The organism is Pseudomonas sp. GW822-FHT07A10 (genome assembly GCF_058798795.1).
Genome location: NZ_JBXAKV010000010.1, coordinates 218,998 through 236,147, shown reverse-complemented (window position 1 = coordinate 236,147; position 17,150 = coordinate 218,998). Strand labels below are relative to the sequence as shown.

Genomic DNA, 17,150 nt, shown 5'->3' with positions numbered 1-17,150 from the left:
AGACGCCGGCTCAGACCTTGTTGAACAGGCCCAACTGAGCAATTTTGCTGAAGGCCAGTTGCGAGGCCTGCAACATGGTCTGCTGCAAGGTCAGACGGGTCATCACTTCAGCCGGATCGGAATCGCGGATCGACGACTGGGTCTGGGCATTGGCCAGTTTCAGGCTCTGGTTGGTATCGCTCTGGGTGTCCAGGGCAGCACCGCGCCCACCGACAGAGCTCAAGGCGCTGGACAGCTGATCCGTACCGCTGGCCAGGTTGGCAACACCAGAAGCCAGTGACGCTTGCAGTTTCTGTATGGCGATCGGGTTACCGTTGGTGGGTGTATTCAGTGCGGTTTTCAACTGGTTCACGGTGTCCAGAATGTTCTGGGTTTCGTGGGTGTTGACCGCAATGCTGAACTGATCGTTCGCAGCCGGAGTACCGCTGACAGTGAAGCTCACACCCGAGGCGGTGGCGACGCTACCGGCCATAGTCCCGGTCGATACCGGCTTGCTGCTTGCCGTCAATGGCGCTGCGTACAGTTCGAAGGCGGTGGCACTGGTGAACTTCAGGACCGCTGAGCCGCTAGGAAAACTGGCGTGGTAATTCACTGGGTTGGTGATATTGCTGGCGGTAATCTGCGCTGTCGAAGGGTTGCCAGGGCTGCCGGTTGCGCTGAAGGTATCCGGCTTGGCCGCCAGGGTGAAAGTGTGGCCAGGCAGCACAGTCGCCGCCGTATCACCAGCGCTCAGGTTGATGTTCAGGGTCAGCTCGACGCCACGGAAAGAGACGGCCTGGCCCGCCTTGCTGGCAGGATCGAATGCGCCGCCCTGGCTGGCTTCGGCGGTTACGTCGTTGCCGAGCGAGTCAGTGATTTTCAGCTGTGTGCCGCTGACGAAGTCCACGGTGTATGGCTCACCACTGCGGAACTTGGCGTTGTAGGTGACGTTCGACGACACCTGGCCGTTGGACAGGGTCACACGGCCGTCATCCACGACCGGCGCAGTCTGGGTGACCTCGCTGCGACTGGTGTTGATCGCCTGCTGGAATACGTCCCAACCGGTGCTGTTGGTGGCCATCGACATGGTGTCGCCGATTGCCAGGTCAAGCGTCACCTGGTCACCGTTGTAGCTGTAGGTGCCATCGTTGTTGCGGGTGAACGGCACAGTGTCGCCCTTGGAGCCGGCGAAGATGTATTTGCCATTCTCGTCCTTGCTGTTCATCAGGCTCAGCAGCTGCTCTTCGATCTGCCCCAACTCCGATGCGTTGGCCTGGCGGTCGGCGTCGGTGTAACCGGCGTTACCGGCACCCACCGCCAGTTCCCTGGCGCGCTGCAATACGTTGCCAATGCTGCTCATCACCGCTTCGGTGGTGCCCAGGGTCCCCTTGATGGTCGTGGCGTTAGCCTCGTACTGATCGAGCATCGAAGCCTGCTGACCCAATTGCAGCAGACGCGAAGCGCCGACCGGATCGTCCGCTGCGGTATTCACACGAACCAGGCTGCTGGCCTCTTCGCTGCTCTTGACCACGTTGGAAAAGTTCTTCTGATAGTTGGCAGCAGAGGACTCGTAAAACTGGGCGGTAGAAATGCGCATGAGCTACGACTCCTTAAAGACTGTTGATCAGTGTGCTGAAGATTTCCTGCGCAGCCTTGATGATCTGCGAAGAGGCGGTGTAGTACTGCTGATACTTGACCAGATTGCCGGTTTCCTCATCGAGGTCGACACCCGACAGCGAATCACGAGCACCCTTGGCATTGGCCAGGATGGCGGTGGTCGCGGCACTGTCGAGCTTGCCTTGCGCGGCCTTGGCGCCGACGCCTTCGACCAGTTTGCCGTAGGCGTCAGTCAGGGAAATGCCTTTGCTGGCGGAACCGGTATCCACGGTCTGCTTGGTCTGCAAGCCGGCCAGTACGGTGCCGTTGCGGTTGTCCAGCGTGCCCGGCTGGCTGAGCGATACGTTGATCGCGGTGCCGTTACCTGGCGAACCGGCCACGGTCATGTCAAACGACACAGTGCGCTGCACGATGGGCGGTCCCGGATCATTGATCGCGGCACCGGTGCCGTCGACCAGCGGAATGGTCAGGCTCAGCGTATTGTTCTGGCCCGGCACGATGGTGCCGCTGCTGAGCGCGTTGCCTTGGGCATCGAGCATTTGGTAAGTCTGAGTCGTACCACCGGCCGCACCGAACACGATCTTGACCGGCGTCGAAGTCTTCAGGCCGTTCTGGATTGTGGTGGTGGTCGCCGTGTCGTAGATATCGAACTTGGTGGTCAGGGTCGGTTGACCGCTGGCCGGAATCGTCAGTGTGCCGCTGCCGCCCGCTGCAATGGCCGCGCCCAACGGTGCCGCGATGGCCAGACGTTTGGAGTCGGTCATCTCGGTCTTGATGTTGGTCGCCGCGTTGCGGGTCGGGGTGATCTTGAACGTGTCGCCGGCGGCTGCTGTGCCACCGGAAAGTGTCATGGAGAAACCATCGATCACCGGCGGTGGCGTGGTCAGCGTGCTGAACGCGCCCATGGCGGTGCCTTCAGGCAGACGCTGCACGGTGTAGTTGGTGGCGCTGGTGAAGGTGACCTTGTAATCGTTGATGGTCAGCTTGCCGCTGTCCTCGATGCTCACATCGAAGTTGCCTGAGCCGGCGCTGTTGCCGACCGTGGCAACGCTGCGCTGAGCCATTTGCGCTGCGGTGTTGATGCTATTGAACAGGTTCGAGCCGAAGTCACCGTTCTTGTCGATGCCCTGGGCCTGGACGGTGTTCATCTGATCGGCAACGACCAGCGCCACACGCCCCAGTTCATTCATGGCCGGGTCCAGCACGGTGCTGCGATAACGCAGCAAGCCGCCCATCTCGCCACCGGTCATCACCGAGGTGATATCGATGGTGCTCGAACCTCGATTGAGCTGAATGGCCGAACGCGACGGATCGTCTTTACTCGGCACCACTTCCAGCTTGCTGGCAGTGCTGCCCATGACCAGCGGCTGACCGCTGCCCAGGTAAATGTCGAGGTTACCGTCACGCTCGATCACTTGCGCACCGGTGAAGGTGGACAACTGGCGCACGGTCTCGTTGCGCGCGTCGAGCAAGTCGTTGGGCTGGCCGCCGGCGTTGGAAACTTCGGAGATCTTCTGGTTCAACTGGGCCACGGTGGCCGCCAGTTTGTTGACCTGATCGGCCATGTCCGCCAGGTTGCCGTTGATGTCCGCGTTCTGCGCGGTCAACTGGCTGGAGATCGAGTTGAAACGGTTACTCAGGGCTTGCGCGTCGCTGAGCAGCAGTTGGCGGGAAGCATCGTCACCAGGTTTCGCGTTGACGTTCTGTACCGAGGCGAAGAACTTGGTCAGGGCGCCGTTGAGGCCGGTGCCGCTGTCCGACAGCAACTTATCGAGCGGGCTGATCTGTCCGGCATAGGCAGCCGAGTCGCTGTTGAGCGAGGTGGTGGTTTGCAGTTGCGCATCGAGGTAGCTGTTGTACACCCGACGCACATCGGCCAGGGTCGTACCCGTGCCGATGTAGACATTGCCGAACTGATTCGAGGCCTTGCTGCCCTGCACGGTTTGCTGACGCGAGTAGCCTGCGGTGTCGGCGTTGGCAATGTTGTTACCGGTCACCATCAACGCGCTTTGGCCTGCGGATAAACCCGACATCCCGATGTTGAGCAAACTCATGATTCAAACCTTATGCCTTGTGCCTATAAAGGCGTAGTGGAAGCGCCCGCTGCAGCGTAGTTTTGGTAACTCGTCATCTGCTTGGCTATCTGCGAAATCTTGCTTGCGTAATCCGGGTCGGTTGCATACCCGGCTTTTTGCAACTCGCGTACAAACTGTTCTGGGTTATCGGCCGACTTCAGCACATCTTGATAGCGATTGTTGCTTTGCAGCAGGGTCACAAGGTCATGGAAACTGTCCTTGTAAGAAGCGTAGGAACGGAACTCGGCCGTCTCCTTGACCATCTGGCCATTTCTGAATTCGCTGGTGATCGCCCGCGCCGAATCGCCCTTCCAGTTACCACTGGCCTTGATCCCGAACAGGTTGTGGCTACTGCTGCCATCCTGGGCGCGCATGACCGATTTGCCCCAACCGGTTTCCAGGGCGGCCTGAGCCACCAGGTAACGCGGATCGACACCGATACGGTCGGCGGCTTCTTTGGCCATTGGCAGCATGGTGTTGACGAATTCGTCGGCGGAACTGAAGGCTTTCTTCGCTGGCGCCAGGGGGATTTGAGCCATGGCACGACCATAAATCTGCAGGCGCCCGCTGGAGGTCGTATCCGTTTGCGAAGCCAGCCAATCGCCGTTGTACAGCGGGCCGGAACCGGTCGCGGTGCTCGGCGGCACCTGGATTTTGTTCTGCGTTGCGGTGGCGGTTGTCGCCGTGGTCGATGCCGATGGCACCAACCCGGCGAGCAAACGGTCGGCCAGTTTCGGTGGCAGCGCCAGACGCCGCTGATTGATCAGCGCCATGTCGTTGCGGTGTGCGCCCTCGCCCGCACCTGCCGGCGTCCTCACCGCGCGTGAAGCCCACAACGGGCGCTCGCCGTTGAGGCGCGACAGCGGCCCATTGGTGGCAACCGTACCGGCGGCAATCGGTGTTTCCACGGCGGCCTTCGCGGCGGCTTGCTTGGCGGCAGACGCTGCAGCAGCCTCACCCGGTGCCAACGGTTTGTTCTTCGACATCTGGCGCATCAGCACGTCAGCCAGACCAATACCGCCACCTTCGCGGGACAGGGAAACGGCCAACTGCTGGTCGTACATTTCCTGGTATTGCTTGGCTGCCGGCGTGTTGAGCGGATTATCCTTGCCCAGCGCTTCGGTGGCCGAGCGCATGGACTTGAGCATTTCACCGAGGAACAGCGACTCGAATTCCTGCGCCACTTTGCGCATGTTCGCATCGCTGTTCTTGTCGCCGACCTTGAGCTGGTTCAAACGATTCAGGTCCGAGTAAGAACCCGAATCGCTGCTGCTGACCAGACCGCTTTTGCGCATATCCATGATCGCCGTCCTCAGATCACGATCAGGTCGGCTTGCAACGCGCCGGCCTGTTTCAACGCTTCGAGGATCGCCATCAAGTCACCCGGCGCTGCGCCGACCTGGTTCACCGCACGAACGATCTCGTCGAGGGTGGTGCCAGGGCCGAACTTGAACATCGGCTTGGCTTCTTGCTGAGCGTTGACCCGCGAACGCGGCACGACCGCCGTCTGCCCGTTGGACAGAGGGCCGGGCTGGCTGACGATCGGGTCTTCGGTGATGGTCACGGTCAGGCTGCCGTGGGTCACGGCAGCCGGGGAAACCTTGACGTTCTGGCCGATCACGATGGTGCCGGTGCGCGAGTTGATGATGACTTTCGCCACCGCCTGACCCGGATCGACTTCGAGGTTTTCGAGGATCGACAAATAGTCGACCCGCTGGCTCGGATCGAGTGGCGCAGTCACGCGGATCGAGCCGCCATCGATGGCCTGAGCGACGCCAGGGCCAAGCATGTCGTTGATCTTGTCGACGATGCGCTTGGCCGTGGTGAAGTCCGAACGGTTGAGGTTCAGGGTCAGGCTGTTGCCCTGATTGAAGCCGCTCGGTACGGCACGCTCGACCGACGCACCGCCGGGGATGCGACCGGCCGACGGAACGTTGACGGTGATCTTCGAACCGTCACGACCTTCGGCATCGAAACCACCGACCACCAGATTGCCCTGAGCGACGGCGTAGACGTTGCCATCGATACCTTTGAGCGGCGTCAACAGCAAGGTGCCGCCGCGCAGGCTCTTGGAGTTACCGATGGACGCTACGGTGATATCTATCTGCTGACCTGGCTTGGCGAACGCTGGCAAATCGGCGCTGATCGACACGGCCGCGACGTTCTTCAATTGCACGTTGCCGGAACCTGGCGGCACCTTGATGCCGAACTGCGAGAGCATGTTGTTGAAGGTCTGCAGGGTGAACGGGGTCTGGGTCGTCTGGTCACCGGTGCCGTTAAGCCCGACCACCAGGCCATAGCCGATCAATTGGTTGGAACGCACACCGGAAATACTGGCGATGTCCTTCAACCGTTCGGCTTGAGCATCGAAGGCCGCCGTCAGCAACAGGACGCCCACCATAAGGCTTTTCAGATTCAACGTAGCCACCTAGAAAGGGAACAGCGGGCTGAGGAAGAAACGGTCGAACCAGCCTGGCTGACTCGCATCGGCAAACGCACCGGTGCCCGAATAGGTGATGCGTGCATCGGCGACGCGGGTCGACGACACGGTGTTATCGGTGGCGATGTCATCGGCACGAACGAGGCCGGCAATCCGTACCAATTCGTCACCGGTGTTGAGAGTCAGCCACTTCTCGCCGCGTACAGCGATGATGCCGTTGGGCAACACGTCGGCAACGGTCACAGTGATCGAGCCGGTCAGGCTGTTGCTCTGACCGGACTTGCTATCGCCCTTCGTTGAGCGGTCGGCGCTATAGCCGGCGTTCAGACTCAGGTCGTTGCCACCGACCGGATTATTGGTGGTCAGGCTGGAGCCGAACAGCGAGGTCAGGCCGATCTTGTTGTCGCTGTTCTTGTCCATCTGCGAGTTGGCGTTCTTGCTCGCCTGGGTGCGCTCGTTCAGGGTGATGGTGATGATGTCACCGACCCGGAACGCCTTGCGGTCGCTGTACAGGTTCTGTTCGAAACCGGCCTGGTAGATCGAGCCGTTATTGGCGGCAGCCGGCAGCGGCGTGCGCGGCAACACCGGGGCGTAGTAAGGGTCATTGGGCTTTGGCGTCGGACCGACGCACCCCGCCAGCGCGGCGACCCCACTCAGTGCCAGAACAGATACGAAGCGATTCATGACCCTACCTCACGGTGTTGCAGGCGACCTCATGGCCGCCTCATAGACTTGATTACAGATTCTGCGTTACGAACGAGAGCATCTGGTCGGCGGTGGAGATCACTTTGGAGTTCATCTCGTAGGCGCGCTGAGTGGTGATCATGTTGACCATCTCTTCAACGGTGCTGACGTTGGACGTTTCCAGAGTGTTCTGCAGCGTGGTGCCAAAACCGGCCAGGCCCGGGGTGCCGACTTGCGGCGCGCCACTGGCAGCGGTTTCCAGGAACAGGTTGTTACCCACCGCTTGCAGGCCGGCCGGGTTGATGAAGTCGGCGGTTTGCAGGTTGCCGATCACCTGGGAGGCGGGGTTGCCGGCAACGGTGATGGACACGGTGCCGTCACGACCAACGGTGAACGTCTGGGCGTTGTTCGGAATGACAATGGCCGGCTCCAGGGCAAAGCCGCTGGCGTTGACGATCTGGCCGTTGGAATCCAGGTGGAAGGTACCGTCACGGGTGTAGGACGTGGTGCCATCGGGCTGCAGGATCTGGAAGAAACCGCGACCGTCGATGGCCATGTCCAATGGCTGCTCGGTGGTTTGCAGGCTGCCGGCGGTGAAGTTTTTCTGGGTGCCGACGATGCGCACACCGGTACCCACTTGCAGACCCGACGGCAGTTCGCTGTCCTGGGTCGACTGGGCGCCTGGCTGGCGTTTGATCTGATACAGCAAGTCCTGGAACTCGGCGCGGTCACGTTTGAAACCCGTGGTCGATACGTTCGCCAGGTTGTTGGAAATGGTGGTGAGGTTGGTGTCCTGGGCGGACAGACCTGTTTTGGCAACCCATAGAGCCGGAAGCATTCGTTTCTCCTCGTGCGCCTGTTTTACGGCGCGACGTTCTGATAATTAGCTGATCTGCAAGACCCGAGCCATGGCCTGGTCATCGTCTTTGGCGGTGTTCATCATCTTGATGTGCAGCTCGAACTGCTTGGCCAGCGCCAGTACCGAAGTCATTTCTTCCACGGCATTGACGTTGCTCGACTCGAGAAACCCAGACACCAGTTTGACGCCGGCATCGGCTTGCGCCGGCTTGCCGTCCTTGGTGTGGATCGAACCGTCCAGGCCTTTGGTCATGTTCTTGAAGTCCGGGTTGACCAGTTTGATGCGGTCGACTTCGGCCATCACCCGCGGGCCTTCACCCATCGCACGGATGCTGACGGTGCCGTCTTCGCCAACTTCGATCTGCTGCTCGGGCGGCACGGCAATCGGCCCGCCATTGCCCATCACCGGCATGCCGTTGCCGGCGCGCAGTACGCCCAGCGCGTCAACGTTCAGGCTACCGGTGCGCACGTAGCTTTCACCGCCATCGGGGTTTTGCACGGCGATCCAGCCGTTGCCTTGCACCGCGACATCGAGGTCGCGACCGGTTTGCACCAGGGCGCCCGGGGAGAAGTCGGTAGCCGGACGTTCGCTCATGGCAAACGCACGCGCCGGAAAGCTGTCACCAAACACCGGCATCGAACGGGCCTGCTCCAGGTCCTTCTGAAAACCATTGGTAGAGATGTTCGCCAGGTTGTTGGCATGAGCCTTCTGCGCCAGTGCATTCTGGCTGGCGCCGGTCATTGCCACATAAAGGTACTTGTCCACACTCTTTCCTCTGCATGCCGGACGTTTGCCGCCCACCGCTGTACTGCTGAGCCATAAGCAATTTGCAGACCAACTTTTTTCTGGCGGCGCCGGGCCCGGCAAACAAAGGACTTGAGGGGTTTAGAGAGGAATGGGGGAATGAATCGAAGACGAAAAACCGGCGGTGTCATGCCGCTTACGGCAAGCATCGACCTTTGCAGTCAACACAGAACTCTGTGGCGAGGGGGCTTGCCCCCGTTCGGTTGCGAAGCGGCCGCAAAATCATCCGACGCGTTTTACCTGACACTATACGGTTGCTGCATTTGGGGCCGCTTCGCAACCCAACGGGGGCAAGCCCCCTCGCCACAGGTTTAAACACCCGGCTCTTTGCCCACCTCATACTCGCGTAACTTATTGGCAATGGTGGTATGGGAAACCCCCAGTCGCTTGCCCAGTTGCCGACTGCTCGGATACTCGGAATACAAGCGCTCCAGCACCGCTTTCTCGAAGCGCCCGACAATCTCGTCCAGCCCGCCCTCGAGGGAGAAATCGCCAAGCGGCTGACGCACGCCGTAGTCCGGCAGACGAATGTGCTCGGCTTTGACGGTGCCGCCCTCGCACAGGGAAACCGCCTGAAACAGCACGTTTTCCAACTGCCGCACGTTACCCGGCCAGTGATAGTGACTGAGCCGTTCCATCGCCGCCGGCGCCAGTTTCGGCAGTGGGCAACCGATCTGTCGACTGGCCTGATCGAGGAAGTGCTCCACCAGCGGCGCCAGTCCGTCGAGGCATTCGCGCAGCGGCGGGATGTGCAGCGAGAGCACGTTCAAGCGGTGGTACAAGTCCTGGCGAAACTCACCGCGAGCACACAGCTCGGACAAGTCCACCTGAGTCGCGCAGATCACCCGCACATCCAGATAGACCTCTTCATCGCTGCCAACACGACGGAAGCAACCGTCCTGCAGAAAGCGCAGCAATTTCACCTGCAAGCGCGGGCTCATTTCGCCGACGCCATCGAGAAACAACGTACCGCCCGCCGTCAGCTCCAGGAGCCCGAGCTTGCCTTCGGCCCGCGCCCCTTCGAAGGCGCCGGGGCCGTAGCCGAACAATTCAGTCTCGGCCATGGACTCAGGCAGGCCGGCGCAGTTGAGCGCCATCAGCGGTGATTGCCCACGCGGGCTCGCCAGGTGACAAGCCCGCGCCAACAACTCTTTGCCGGTGCCGGTTTCGCCTTCGATCAATAGCGGCGCATCCAGTGGTGCCATGCGCCGCGCTTCGCGAACCACCGCCGCCATCACTTTCGAACTTTGGAAAATGCTGTCGAAGCCGCGCAACTCCTGTTTGCGCACGTTATAGATGCGCTCGCCCACCCGGTCCGCCCGGTGCAGCGTCAACACCGCACCGGCCATGGCCTCGCTTTCGTCATGCTCCGATTGCAGCGGCGCGATGTCGGCGAGGAACACGTCACCCTTGACCTTCACCCGCAAGCCGTTGATCCGCGACTTGTTGGCGCGCACCAGTTCCGGCAAGTCGAAGTCTTCGGCATACCGCGACAACGGAATCCCCGGCACCTCATCTACCCGCACCCCGAGCAACTGCGCCGCCGCACGGTTGGCCGCGACGATGGAGCCGCCCATGTCGATCGACAGCACCGGAAACTCCAGGGCACCGAGCAAGGCATTAAGCTCCATGTGCCGACGCTCGCTGGGCATCAGCCCTACACGCTTGACGCCGAACACCCCGCCAATCGCCTCGAACTTGGGCCGCAACGCCTGGAACTGAATGTTGATCAGGTTCGGACAGTGCAGATAGATCGCATTGCCATGCTCACCACCCACCTCGCCACGAGCGACGTTGATCCCGTACTCGACCAACAGGTTGAGAATGTCGCGCAGGATACCGATGCGGTTCTGGCAGTGAACTTTGATACGCATATAAAGGCCCGTAACAGGGGTGATCGAGGCCCGACGCAAGGAAATTTCTGCGCGAACACCAAGTTAGTCGTCAAGATTATGTGACACCCGTGATCCATTTCAAACACGGAAATATCAATACTTACGCCACAGCAGCAAAACCGTAACGAATACTTTACGAAAAGCATGGATTTTTCCCACTTAACGCGCGGATCACCTGCTGCAAAGTCGCACACCTTGGCGTATCTCTAATTCCAGAGCAGGACATAAAACAAGAACGTATCCCCTAGCAGGAGAGCAGTATGAAGCAGACGCAATACGTGGCTCGCGAGCCCGATGCGCAAGGTTTTATCGACTACCCCGCTGAAGAACACGCGGTGTGGAATACGCTGATCACTCGCCAACTGAAAGTGGTCGAGGGTCGTGCATGCCAGGAATACCTGGACGGTATCGAAAAACTCGGTCTGCCCCACGACCGCATTCCGCAACTCGGTGAAATCAACAAAGTCCTCGGTGAAACCACCGGCTGGCAAGTTGCCCGGGTGCCCGCGCTGATTCCCTTCCAGACCTTTTTCGAATTGCTGGCGAACAAGCAGTTTCCGGTGGCGACCTTTATTCGTACCCGCGAAGAGCTGGATTACCTGCAAGAGCCGGACATTTTCCACGAGATCTTCGGCCACTGCCCGTTGCTGACCAACCCCTGGTTCGCCGAATTCACCCACACCTACGGCAAACTCGGCCTACAGGCTTCCAAGGAAGAGCGCGTGTACCTGGCGCGTCTGTACTGGATGACCATCGAGTTCGGCCTGGTCGACACACCGCAAGGCCTGCGCATCTATGGCGGCGGCATTCTGTCCTCGCCGAAAGAAACTGTTTACGCCCTGTCGGACGCACCTGAGCATCAGGCCTTCGACCCACTGGAATGCATGCGTACGCCGTACCGCATCGACATTCTGCAGCCGCTGTACTTTGTCCTGCCGAACCTCAAGCGCCTGTTCGATCTGGCCCACGAAGACATCATGGGCATGGTCAAACAAGGCATGCAGCTTGGGTTGCACGCACCGAAATTTCCGCCAAAAGCTGCGTGACCCGCGACTTTTGGCATCAAGTGAGTCTGTTACGGATCGCCGCTTTGCTTTAGCGTGGTCCCACTGACGACCGTTTTTCAAAACACTCGATTTCAGGAACACATCATGTCCACATTGAACCAAGCCCATTGCGAAGCCTGCCGCGCCGACGCCCCTCAGGTCAGCGACGAAGAACTGCCGATCCTGATCAAGCAGATCCCTGACTGGAACATCGAAGTGCGCGACGGTGTGATGCAGTTGGAAAAAGTTTTCCTGTTCAAGAACTTCAAGCACGCGCTGGCGTTCACCAACGCCGTTGGCGAAATCTCCGAGGCCGAAGGTCACCACCCGGGCCTGCTGACCGAGTGGGGCAAAGTCACCGTGACCTGGTGGAGCCACTCCATCAAGGGCCTGCACCGCAACGACTTCATCATGGCCGCGCGCACTGACGAAGTGGCCAAAGACGCCGAGGGCCGCAAATAATGCATTTCGACGCCATCGGCCGAGTACCCGGCGACCCGATTCTCGGCCTGATGGAGGCCTATGCGCAGGACCCTAACCCGCGCAAGTTCGACCTTGGCGTGGGTGTCTACAAAGATGCCCAGGGCCTGACACCAATCCTGGAAGCGGTGAAGCTTGCCGAGCAGCGCCTGGTGGATCGCCAGGCCACCAAGACTTACATCGGCGGCCACGGCGATGCAGCGTTCGGCAAAGTCATCAACGAGCTTGTGCTGGGTGCTGATTCGGCGCTGATCGCCGAGCAACGGGCCGGCGCCACGCAAACGCCGGGCGGCACCGGTGCGCTGCGCTTGAGCGCCGACTTCATCGCCCAGTGCCTGCCGGGCCGTGGCGTGTGGCTGAGCAGCCCGACCTGGCCGATCCACGAAACGATTTTTGCGACGGCCGGGGTCAAGGTCAGTCACTACCCGTACGTGGGCAGCGATAACCGTCTCGATGTCGAAGCGATGCTCGAAGTGCTCAATCAAGCACCGAAGGGCGATGTGGTGCTGCTGCACGCCTGCTGCCACAACCCGACCGGTTTCGACCTGTCCCATGACGATTGGCGCCGGGTGCTGGACGTGGTGCGCAGTCGCGACTTGCTGCCGCTGATCGACTTCGCCTATCAGGGCTTCGGCGATGGCCTGGAGCACGATGCCTGGTCGACCCGGCTGTTCGCCGCCGAGTTGCCGGAAGTGTTGATCACCAGTTCCTGCTCGAAGAACTTCGGCCTGTACCGCGACCGCACCGGTGCGCTGATTGTCTGCGCGCAAACCGCCGACAAGCTGGTGGACATCCGCAGCCAACTGGCCAACATCGCCCGCAACCTGTGGTCGACACCGCCGGATCACGGCGCCGCCGTAGTCGCGACCATCCTTGGCGATCCAGAGCTGAAAAGCCGCTGGGCCGACGAAGTGGAAGCCATGCGTTTGCGCATCGCCCAGCTGCGCAACGGTCTGGTCGAAGCGCTCGAACCCCACGGCTTGCGCGAGCGGTTTGCGCACATTGGTGTGCAACGCGGGATGTTTTCCTACACCGGTTTGTCGCCGGAGCAGGTCAAGCAACTGCGCGAACATCACAGTGTGTACATGGTCAGCTCGGGCCGGGCGAACGTGGCGGGGATCGATGCGACACGCCTGGACCTGCTGGCCGAGGCCATCGCTGACGTCTGCAAGTAACCCGATGCAATGGCGAGCTCCCTGTGGCGAGGGAGCTTGCTCCCGCTCGAGCGCGTAGCGGTCGCAAAAAACTGCAACCGAGTTCTAACGCAAAGAACCCATTGCCTGCATTGGGGCCGCTCAGCGACCCAGCGGGAGCAAGCTCCCTCGCCACAGTGGGTCTTCACCTCCTGCTGACCTGTCTAGACAATCCCATCCGTCGTAACAATTGGATATAAAGTCTATTTGTCATTTTTCCTGCTGTATCCTGCCCAGGCTTTTTTAAAAGCGCGGATCTACCAGATCTATCAACAGACTTAGCGAGGAGCGCGAAACATGCACGAGATCCCTAATCTCCCCTTCCCAAGCCTGCACGAAACTGAGCAGACAACCACGCAACAAGCCGGCGCCCAACAGCCCGAGCCGAAAGAAGCACCTGAACGCCGCCAGGCCGACAGAGAAGACTGATACACCTGCAATGCCAGACCGTGTGGAAAGCGCTAACATGCGCTTTCCACACTGCCTGAACTGCGAGCCCGCACCATGAGCGATGATTTCACTGAAGCCCAGGCCAGCGTCCTGATCGGCACCGCCGAGAAGATGATCGACATCTGGAACCGTCTTTCCCCTGAGAAACAAGCCGCCCTGCTGGCCCGCTTCGGCAGCGAAGAAAATGCCCTGGCCGCCCTGGTCACGACGCAACTGGTCGCCCCCGCAAAATCCTGATTCATCCCGTTCGGCAATTAGTTTTACTTTTTCACGCCCTGCGACCGTCCACGCCGCTATCATAAGCAGCCTATCTATCCTGCTGCCCCGTGGACCTTTTAACCATGTCTGAAACCCAGCGCCCCCTGGCGGTCACGCTGCAAGTCGTTTCCATCGTCCTGTTCACTTTCATCGGTTACCTCAATATCGGTATTCCCCTGGCCGTATTGCCGGGCTACGTCCACAGCGACCTCGGCTTCGGCGCGGTGATCGCCGGGCTGGTGATCAGCGTGCAATACCTGGCCACCCTCCTCAGCCGCCCTTACGCAGGGCGCATCATCGATAACAAGGGCAGCAAACTGGCGGTGATGTATGGCCTCGCCGGCTGTGGTTTGAGCGGTGTGTTCATGCTGATTTCGGCCTGGACGCAAAGCCTGCCGATACTGAGTTTGATCAGCCTGTTGATTGGCCGCCTGATACTCGGCAGCGCGGAAAGCCTGGTCGGCTCCGGGTCGATCGGCTGGGGCATCGGCCGGGTCGGCGCGGCGAACACCGCCAAGGTCATCTCCTGGAACGGCATCGCCAGTTACGGCGCGTTGGCGGTCGGCGCACCACTGGGGGTGCTGCTGGTGAGTCAATTGGGTTTGTGGAGCATGGGCGTGAGCATCGTGCTGCTGGCCGTGCTGGGTGTGGCGCTGGCCTGGCCGAAAACCGCGGCGCCGATTGTCGCCGGTGAGCGTTTGCCGTTCATGCATGTGCTGGGACGGGTGTTCCCTCATGGCTGCGGCCTGGCACTGGGCTCCATCGGTTTTGGCACCATCGCGACCTTCATCACCCTGTATTACGCCACTCAGCATTGGTCCAACGCGGTGCTGTCCTTGAGTTTGTTCGGCGCCAGTTTCATTGGCGCACGGTTGCTGTTCGGCAACCTGATCAACCGCCTCGGCGGCTTTCGCGTGGCGATTGCCTGCCTCTCGGTGGAAACCCTCGGGCTGTTGCTGCTGTGGCTGGCGCCGGATGCCCATTGGGCACTGGCCGGTGCAGCGCTGAGCGGTTTCGGTTTTTCGCTGGTGTTCCCGGCCCTGGGCGTGGAAGCGGTCAACCTGGTGCCGGCCTCCAGCCGTGGCGCAGCAGTTGGGGCCTATTCGCTGTTTATCGATTTGTCACTGGGGATTACCGGACCGCTGGCGGGTGCGATTGCTGCAGGATTCGGGTTTGCCTCGATCTTCCTGTTCGCCGCCCTCGCCGCTTTGAGCGGATTGATGTTGAGCGTTTACTTGTACCGGCAGGCACCCAAGTATCGGGAAGAGCGTGAGGCCCACTAAAAATCCACCTTGCCCCGCCCGGCCTTGATGCTGCCGCGCTTGGTCTTGGATTCGAGCCGACGCTTTTTCGAGCCCAGAGTCGGCTTGGTCGGACGGCGTTTCTTTTCCACTTTGGTAGCGCTGAGGATCAACTCGGTCAGACGCTCCAGCGCATCGGCGCGGTTCTGCTCCTGCGTGCGGTATTGCTGGGCCTTGATGATCAACACCCCTTCGCTGGTGATGCGACTGTCGCGCAACGCCAGCAGCCGTTCCTTGTAAAACTCGGGCAGGGACGAGGCCGGAATGTCGAAGCGCAGGTGCACCGCACTGGAGACCTTGTTGACGTTCTGCCCACCGGCGCCCTGGGCGCGAATGGCCGTCAACTCGATCTCGGCATCCGGCAGATGCACGTTGTTGGAAATCACCAGCATGGAAAAAAGTCCGATATCAGGACCGCCAGAATACCTTGTAGGAGCGAGGCTTGCCCGCGAAGAACGATAACGCGGTTTGCCTGATAAACCGTGGCGTCCTCTTCGCGGGCAAGCCTCGCTTCTACAGGTTTCATGCAAATTCAAAGTTTTTTATCGCCCACAAAAAACCCGGCACATGGCCGGGTTTGTTGTTTCTGCGTTTTGCACTTACTTGGCAGCGGAACCCGCAACCTGCAACGCCTGCTGCGCACTGCGCTTGTTCTTGATGCCGTAGCAGATCCACATGAACGCGACCCACACCGGAATCGCATACACCGAGACCTGGATGCCCGGGATCAGCAGCATCACGCCGAGGATGAACACCACGAACGCCAGGCAGATGTAGTTGCCGTACGGGTACCACAGGGCCTTGAACAGCGGCGTCTGCCGGGTCTTGTTCATGTGCTGGCGGAACTTGAAGTGCGAGAAGCTGATCATCGCCCAGTTGATCACCAGGGTCGCAACCACCAACGACATCAACAGTTCCAGCGCGTTTTGCGGGATCAGGTAGTTCAGCAATACCGCGATCAATGTCACAGCGGCCGACGCCAGGATCGAACGTACCGGCACGCCACGCTTGTCGATCTTCGACAAGGCTTTCGGCGCATCGCCCTGCTCGGCCATGCCCAGCAGCATGCGGCTGTTGCAGTAAGTACCGCTGTTGTAGACCGACAGCGCCGCGGTCAGGACCACGAAGTTGAGGATGTGCGCGGCGGTGTTGCTGCCGAGCATCGAGAACACCTGCACGAACGGGCTGCCGCTATAGGCATCGCCAGACGCATTCAGCGTCGTCAGCAGGCTGTCCCAAGGGGTCAGCGACAACAGGACCACCAGCGCACCGATGTAGAAAATCAGGATCCGGTAGATCACCTGGTTGATGGCTTTCGGGATCACGGTTTTCGGTTTGTCGGCTTCAGCGGCGGTGAAACCGAGCATTTCCAGGCCACCGAAGGAAAACATGATGATCGCCATGGCCATCACCAGACCGCTGACACCGTTCGGGAAGAAACCGCCGTGGGACCACAGGTTGGTTACCGAGGCTTGCGGGCCGCCGTGGCCGCTGACCAGCAGATAGCTGCCCAGGGCAATCATGCCAACGATCGCCACGACCTTGATGATCGCGAACCAGAACTCGGCCTCACCGAAGACTTTGACGTTGGCCAGGTTGATCGCATTGATCAGCACGAAGAACGCGGCGGCGGAAACCCAGGTCGGGATATCCGGCGCCCAGTAGTGGATGTATTTGCCGACCGCGGTCAGCTCCGACATGCCCACCAGGATGTACAGAATCCAGCAGTTCCAGCCCGACAGGAAACCGGCAAAACCGCCCCAGTATTTGTGCGCGAAGTGGCTGAAGGAACCGGCCACCGGCTCTTCGACGATCATTTCGCCCAGTTGGCGCATGATCATGAAGGCGATGAAGCCGCAAATGGCGTAGCCGAGAATCATCGACGGGCCGGCGGATTTGAGCACGCCGGCCGAGCCGAGGAACAGCCCGGTACCGATCGCGCCACCGAGGGCGATCAGTTGAATATGGCGATTTTTCAGGCCGCGTTTAAGCTCGCCTGAATGCGAGTTTTGTCCACTCATGAAAAGGGTCTCACGCAAGGTTTGATGATGTTCAGTAGACGTAGCTGC

At 60.3% G+C, this 17,150-nt stretch carries 16 protein-coding genes; 6 read left to right on the top strand and 10 right to left on the bottom strand.

Annotated features, from left to right (window positions below):
• Positions 1-10 precede the first annotated feature (10 nt).
• The 8 genes from AC1RL4_RS18590 to AC1RL4_RS18555 form a co-directional block, all read right to left on the bottom strand.
• On the bottom strand, positions 11-1,576 hold the full coding sequence (locus tag AC1RL4_RS18590) for a flagellar hook-associated protein 3 (RefSeq protein WP_028939974.1): 1,566 nt from the start codon (positions 1,574-1,576) through the stop codon (positions 11-13).
• Positions 1,577-1,589: 13 nt separating this feature from the next.
• Positions 1,590-3,650, bottom strand: coding sequence for a flagellar hook-associated protein FlgK (flgK, locus tag AC1RL4_RS18585; RefSeq protein ID WP_028939973.1), 2,061 nt, complete (start codon positions 3,648-3,650; stop codon positions 1,590-1,592).
• A gap of 23 nt (positions 3,651-3,673) precedes the next feature.
• A complete protein-coding gene (gene flgJ, locus AC1RL4_RS18580) occupies positions 3,674-4,972 on the bottom strand; it encodes a flagellar assembly peptidoglycan hydrolase FlgJ (protein WP_230174851.1) in 1,299 nt (432 codons plus the stop codon).
• Between the two features lie 11 nt (positions 4,973-4,983).
• A complete protein-coding gene (locus tag AC1RL4_RS18575) occupies positions 4,984-6,072 on the bottom strand; it encodes a flagellar basal body P-ring protein FlgI (RefSeq protein WP_032831038.1) in 1,089 nt (362 codons plus the stop codon).
• Between the two features lie 27 nt (positions 6,073-6,099).
• A complete protein-coding gene (gene flgH, locus AC1RL4_RS18570; protein ID WP_019579544.1) occupies positions 6,100-6,795 on the bottom strand; it encodes a flagellar basal body L-ring protein FlgH in 696 nt (231 codons plus the stop codon).
• Positions 6,796-6,847: 52 nt separating this feature from the next.
• The gene (gene flgG, locus AC1RL4_RS18565) at positions 6,848-7,633 is read right to left on the bottom strand and encodes a flagellar basal-body rod protein FlgG (protein ID WP_018929947.1); all 786 of its coding nucleotides are present in this window, start codon (positions 7,631-7,633) and stop codon (positions 6,848-6,850) included.
• Between the two features lie 45 nt (positions 7,634-7,678).
• Positions 7,679-8,419: a flagellar basal body rod protein FlgF gene (locus tag AC1RL4_RS18560; protein ID WP_019579543.1), complete on the bottom strand. Its 741-nt coding sequence runs from the start codon at positions 8,417-8,419 to the stop codon at positions 7,679-7,681.
• A gap of 350 nt (positions 8,420-8,769) precedes the next feature.
• Positions 8,770-10,332, bottom strand: a complete 1,563-nt coding sequence (locus tag AC1RL4_RS18555; protein WP_019579542.1) for a sigma-54-dependent phenylalanine hydroxylase transcriptional regulator PhhR — start codon at positions 10,330-10,332, stop codon at positions 8,770-8,772.
• A 281-nt stretch (positions 10,333-10,613) separates the two neighbouring features.
• Between AC1RL4_RS18555 and phhA the strand changes: the two genes are divergently transcribed.
• The 6 genes from phhA (at position 10,614) to AC1RL4_RS18525 (ending at position 15,063) form a co-directional block, all read left to right on the top strand.
• Positions 10,614-11,399, top strand: coding sequence for a phenylalanine 4-monooxygenase (gene phhA / locus AC1RL4_RS18550; RefSeq protein ID WP_018929945.1), 786 nt, complete (start codon positions 10,614-10,616; stop codon positions 11,397-11,399).
• A 105-nt stretch (positions 11,400-11,504) separates the two neighbouring features.
• Positions 11,505-11,861 carry a 4a-hydroxytetrahydrobiopterin dehydratase gene (locus AC1RL4_RS18545; protein WP_018929944.1) on the top strand — a complete coding sequence of 119 codons (357 nt, stop codon included), beginning with the start codon at positions 11,505-11,507 and terminating at the stop codon, positions 11,859-11,861.
• Positions 11,861-13,054: an amino acid aminotransferase gene (locus AC1RL4_RS18540; protein WP_019579541.1), complete on the top strand. Its 1,194-nt coding sequence runs from the start codon at positions 11,861-11,863 to the stop codon at positions 13,052-13,054. The genes AC1RL4_RS18545 and AC1RL4_RS18540 overlap by 1 nt, the downstream gene beginning before the upstream one ends.
• A gap of 315 nt (positions 13,055-13,369) precedes the next feature.
• Positions 13,370-13,501 (top strand): hypothetical protein, encoded by a 132-nt coding sequence (locus AC1RL4_RS18535; protein WP_007938543.1) that lies wholly within the window; start codon positions 13,370-13,372, stop codon positions 13,499-13,501.
• A gap of 75 nt (positions 13,502-13,576) precedes the next feature.
• On the top strand, positions 13,577-13,759 hold the full coding sequence (locus AC1RL4_RS18530; RefSeq protein WP_019579540.1) for a hypothetical protein: 183 nt from the start codon (positions 13,577-13,579) through the stop codon (positions 13,757-13,759).
• Positions 13,760-13,863: 104 nt separating this feature from the next.
• Positions 13,864-15,063 (top strand): MFS transporter, encoded by a 1,200-nt coding sequence (locus AC1RL4_RS18525; protein ID WP_028939970.1) that lies wholly within the window; start codon positions 13,864-13,866, stop codon positions 15,061-15,063.
• On the opposite strand, the gene arfB is transcribed toward AC1RL4_RS18525, so the two are convergent.
• Positions 15,060-15,473, bottom strand: a complete 414-nt coding sequence (gene arfB, locus AC1RL4_RS18520; RefSeq protein WP_007938537.1) for an alternative ribosome rescue aminoacyl-tRNA hydrolase ArfB — start codon at positions 15,471-15,473, stop codon at positions 15,060-15,062. The genes AC1RL4_RS18525 and arfB overlap by 4 nt on opposite strands.
• Before the next feature lie 207 nt (positions 15,474-15,680).
• Positions 15,681-17,102 carry an amino acid permease gene (locus AC1RL4_RS18515; protein WP_028939969.1) on the bottom strand — a complete coding sequence of 474 codons (1,422 nt, stop codon included), beginning with the start codon at positions 17,100-17,102 and terminating at the stop codon, positions 15,681-15,683.
• Between the last annotated feature and the right edge of the window lie 48 nt (positions 17,103-17,150).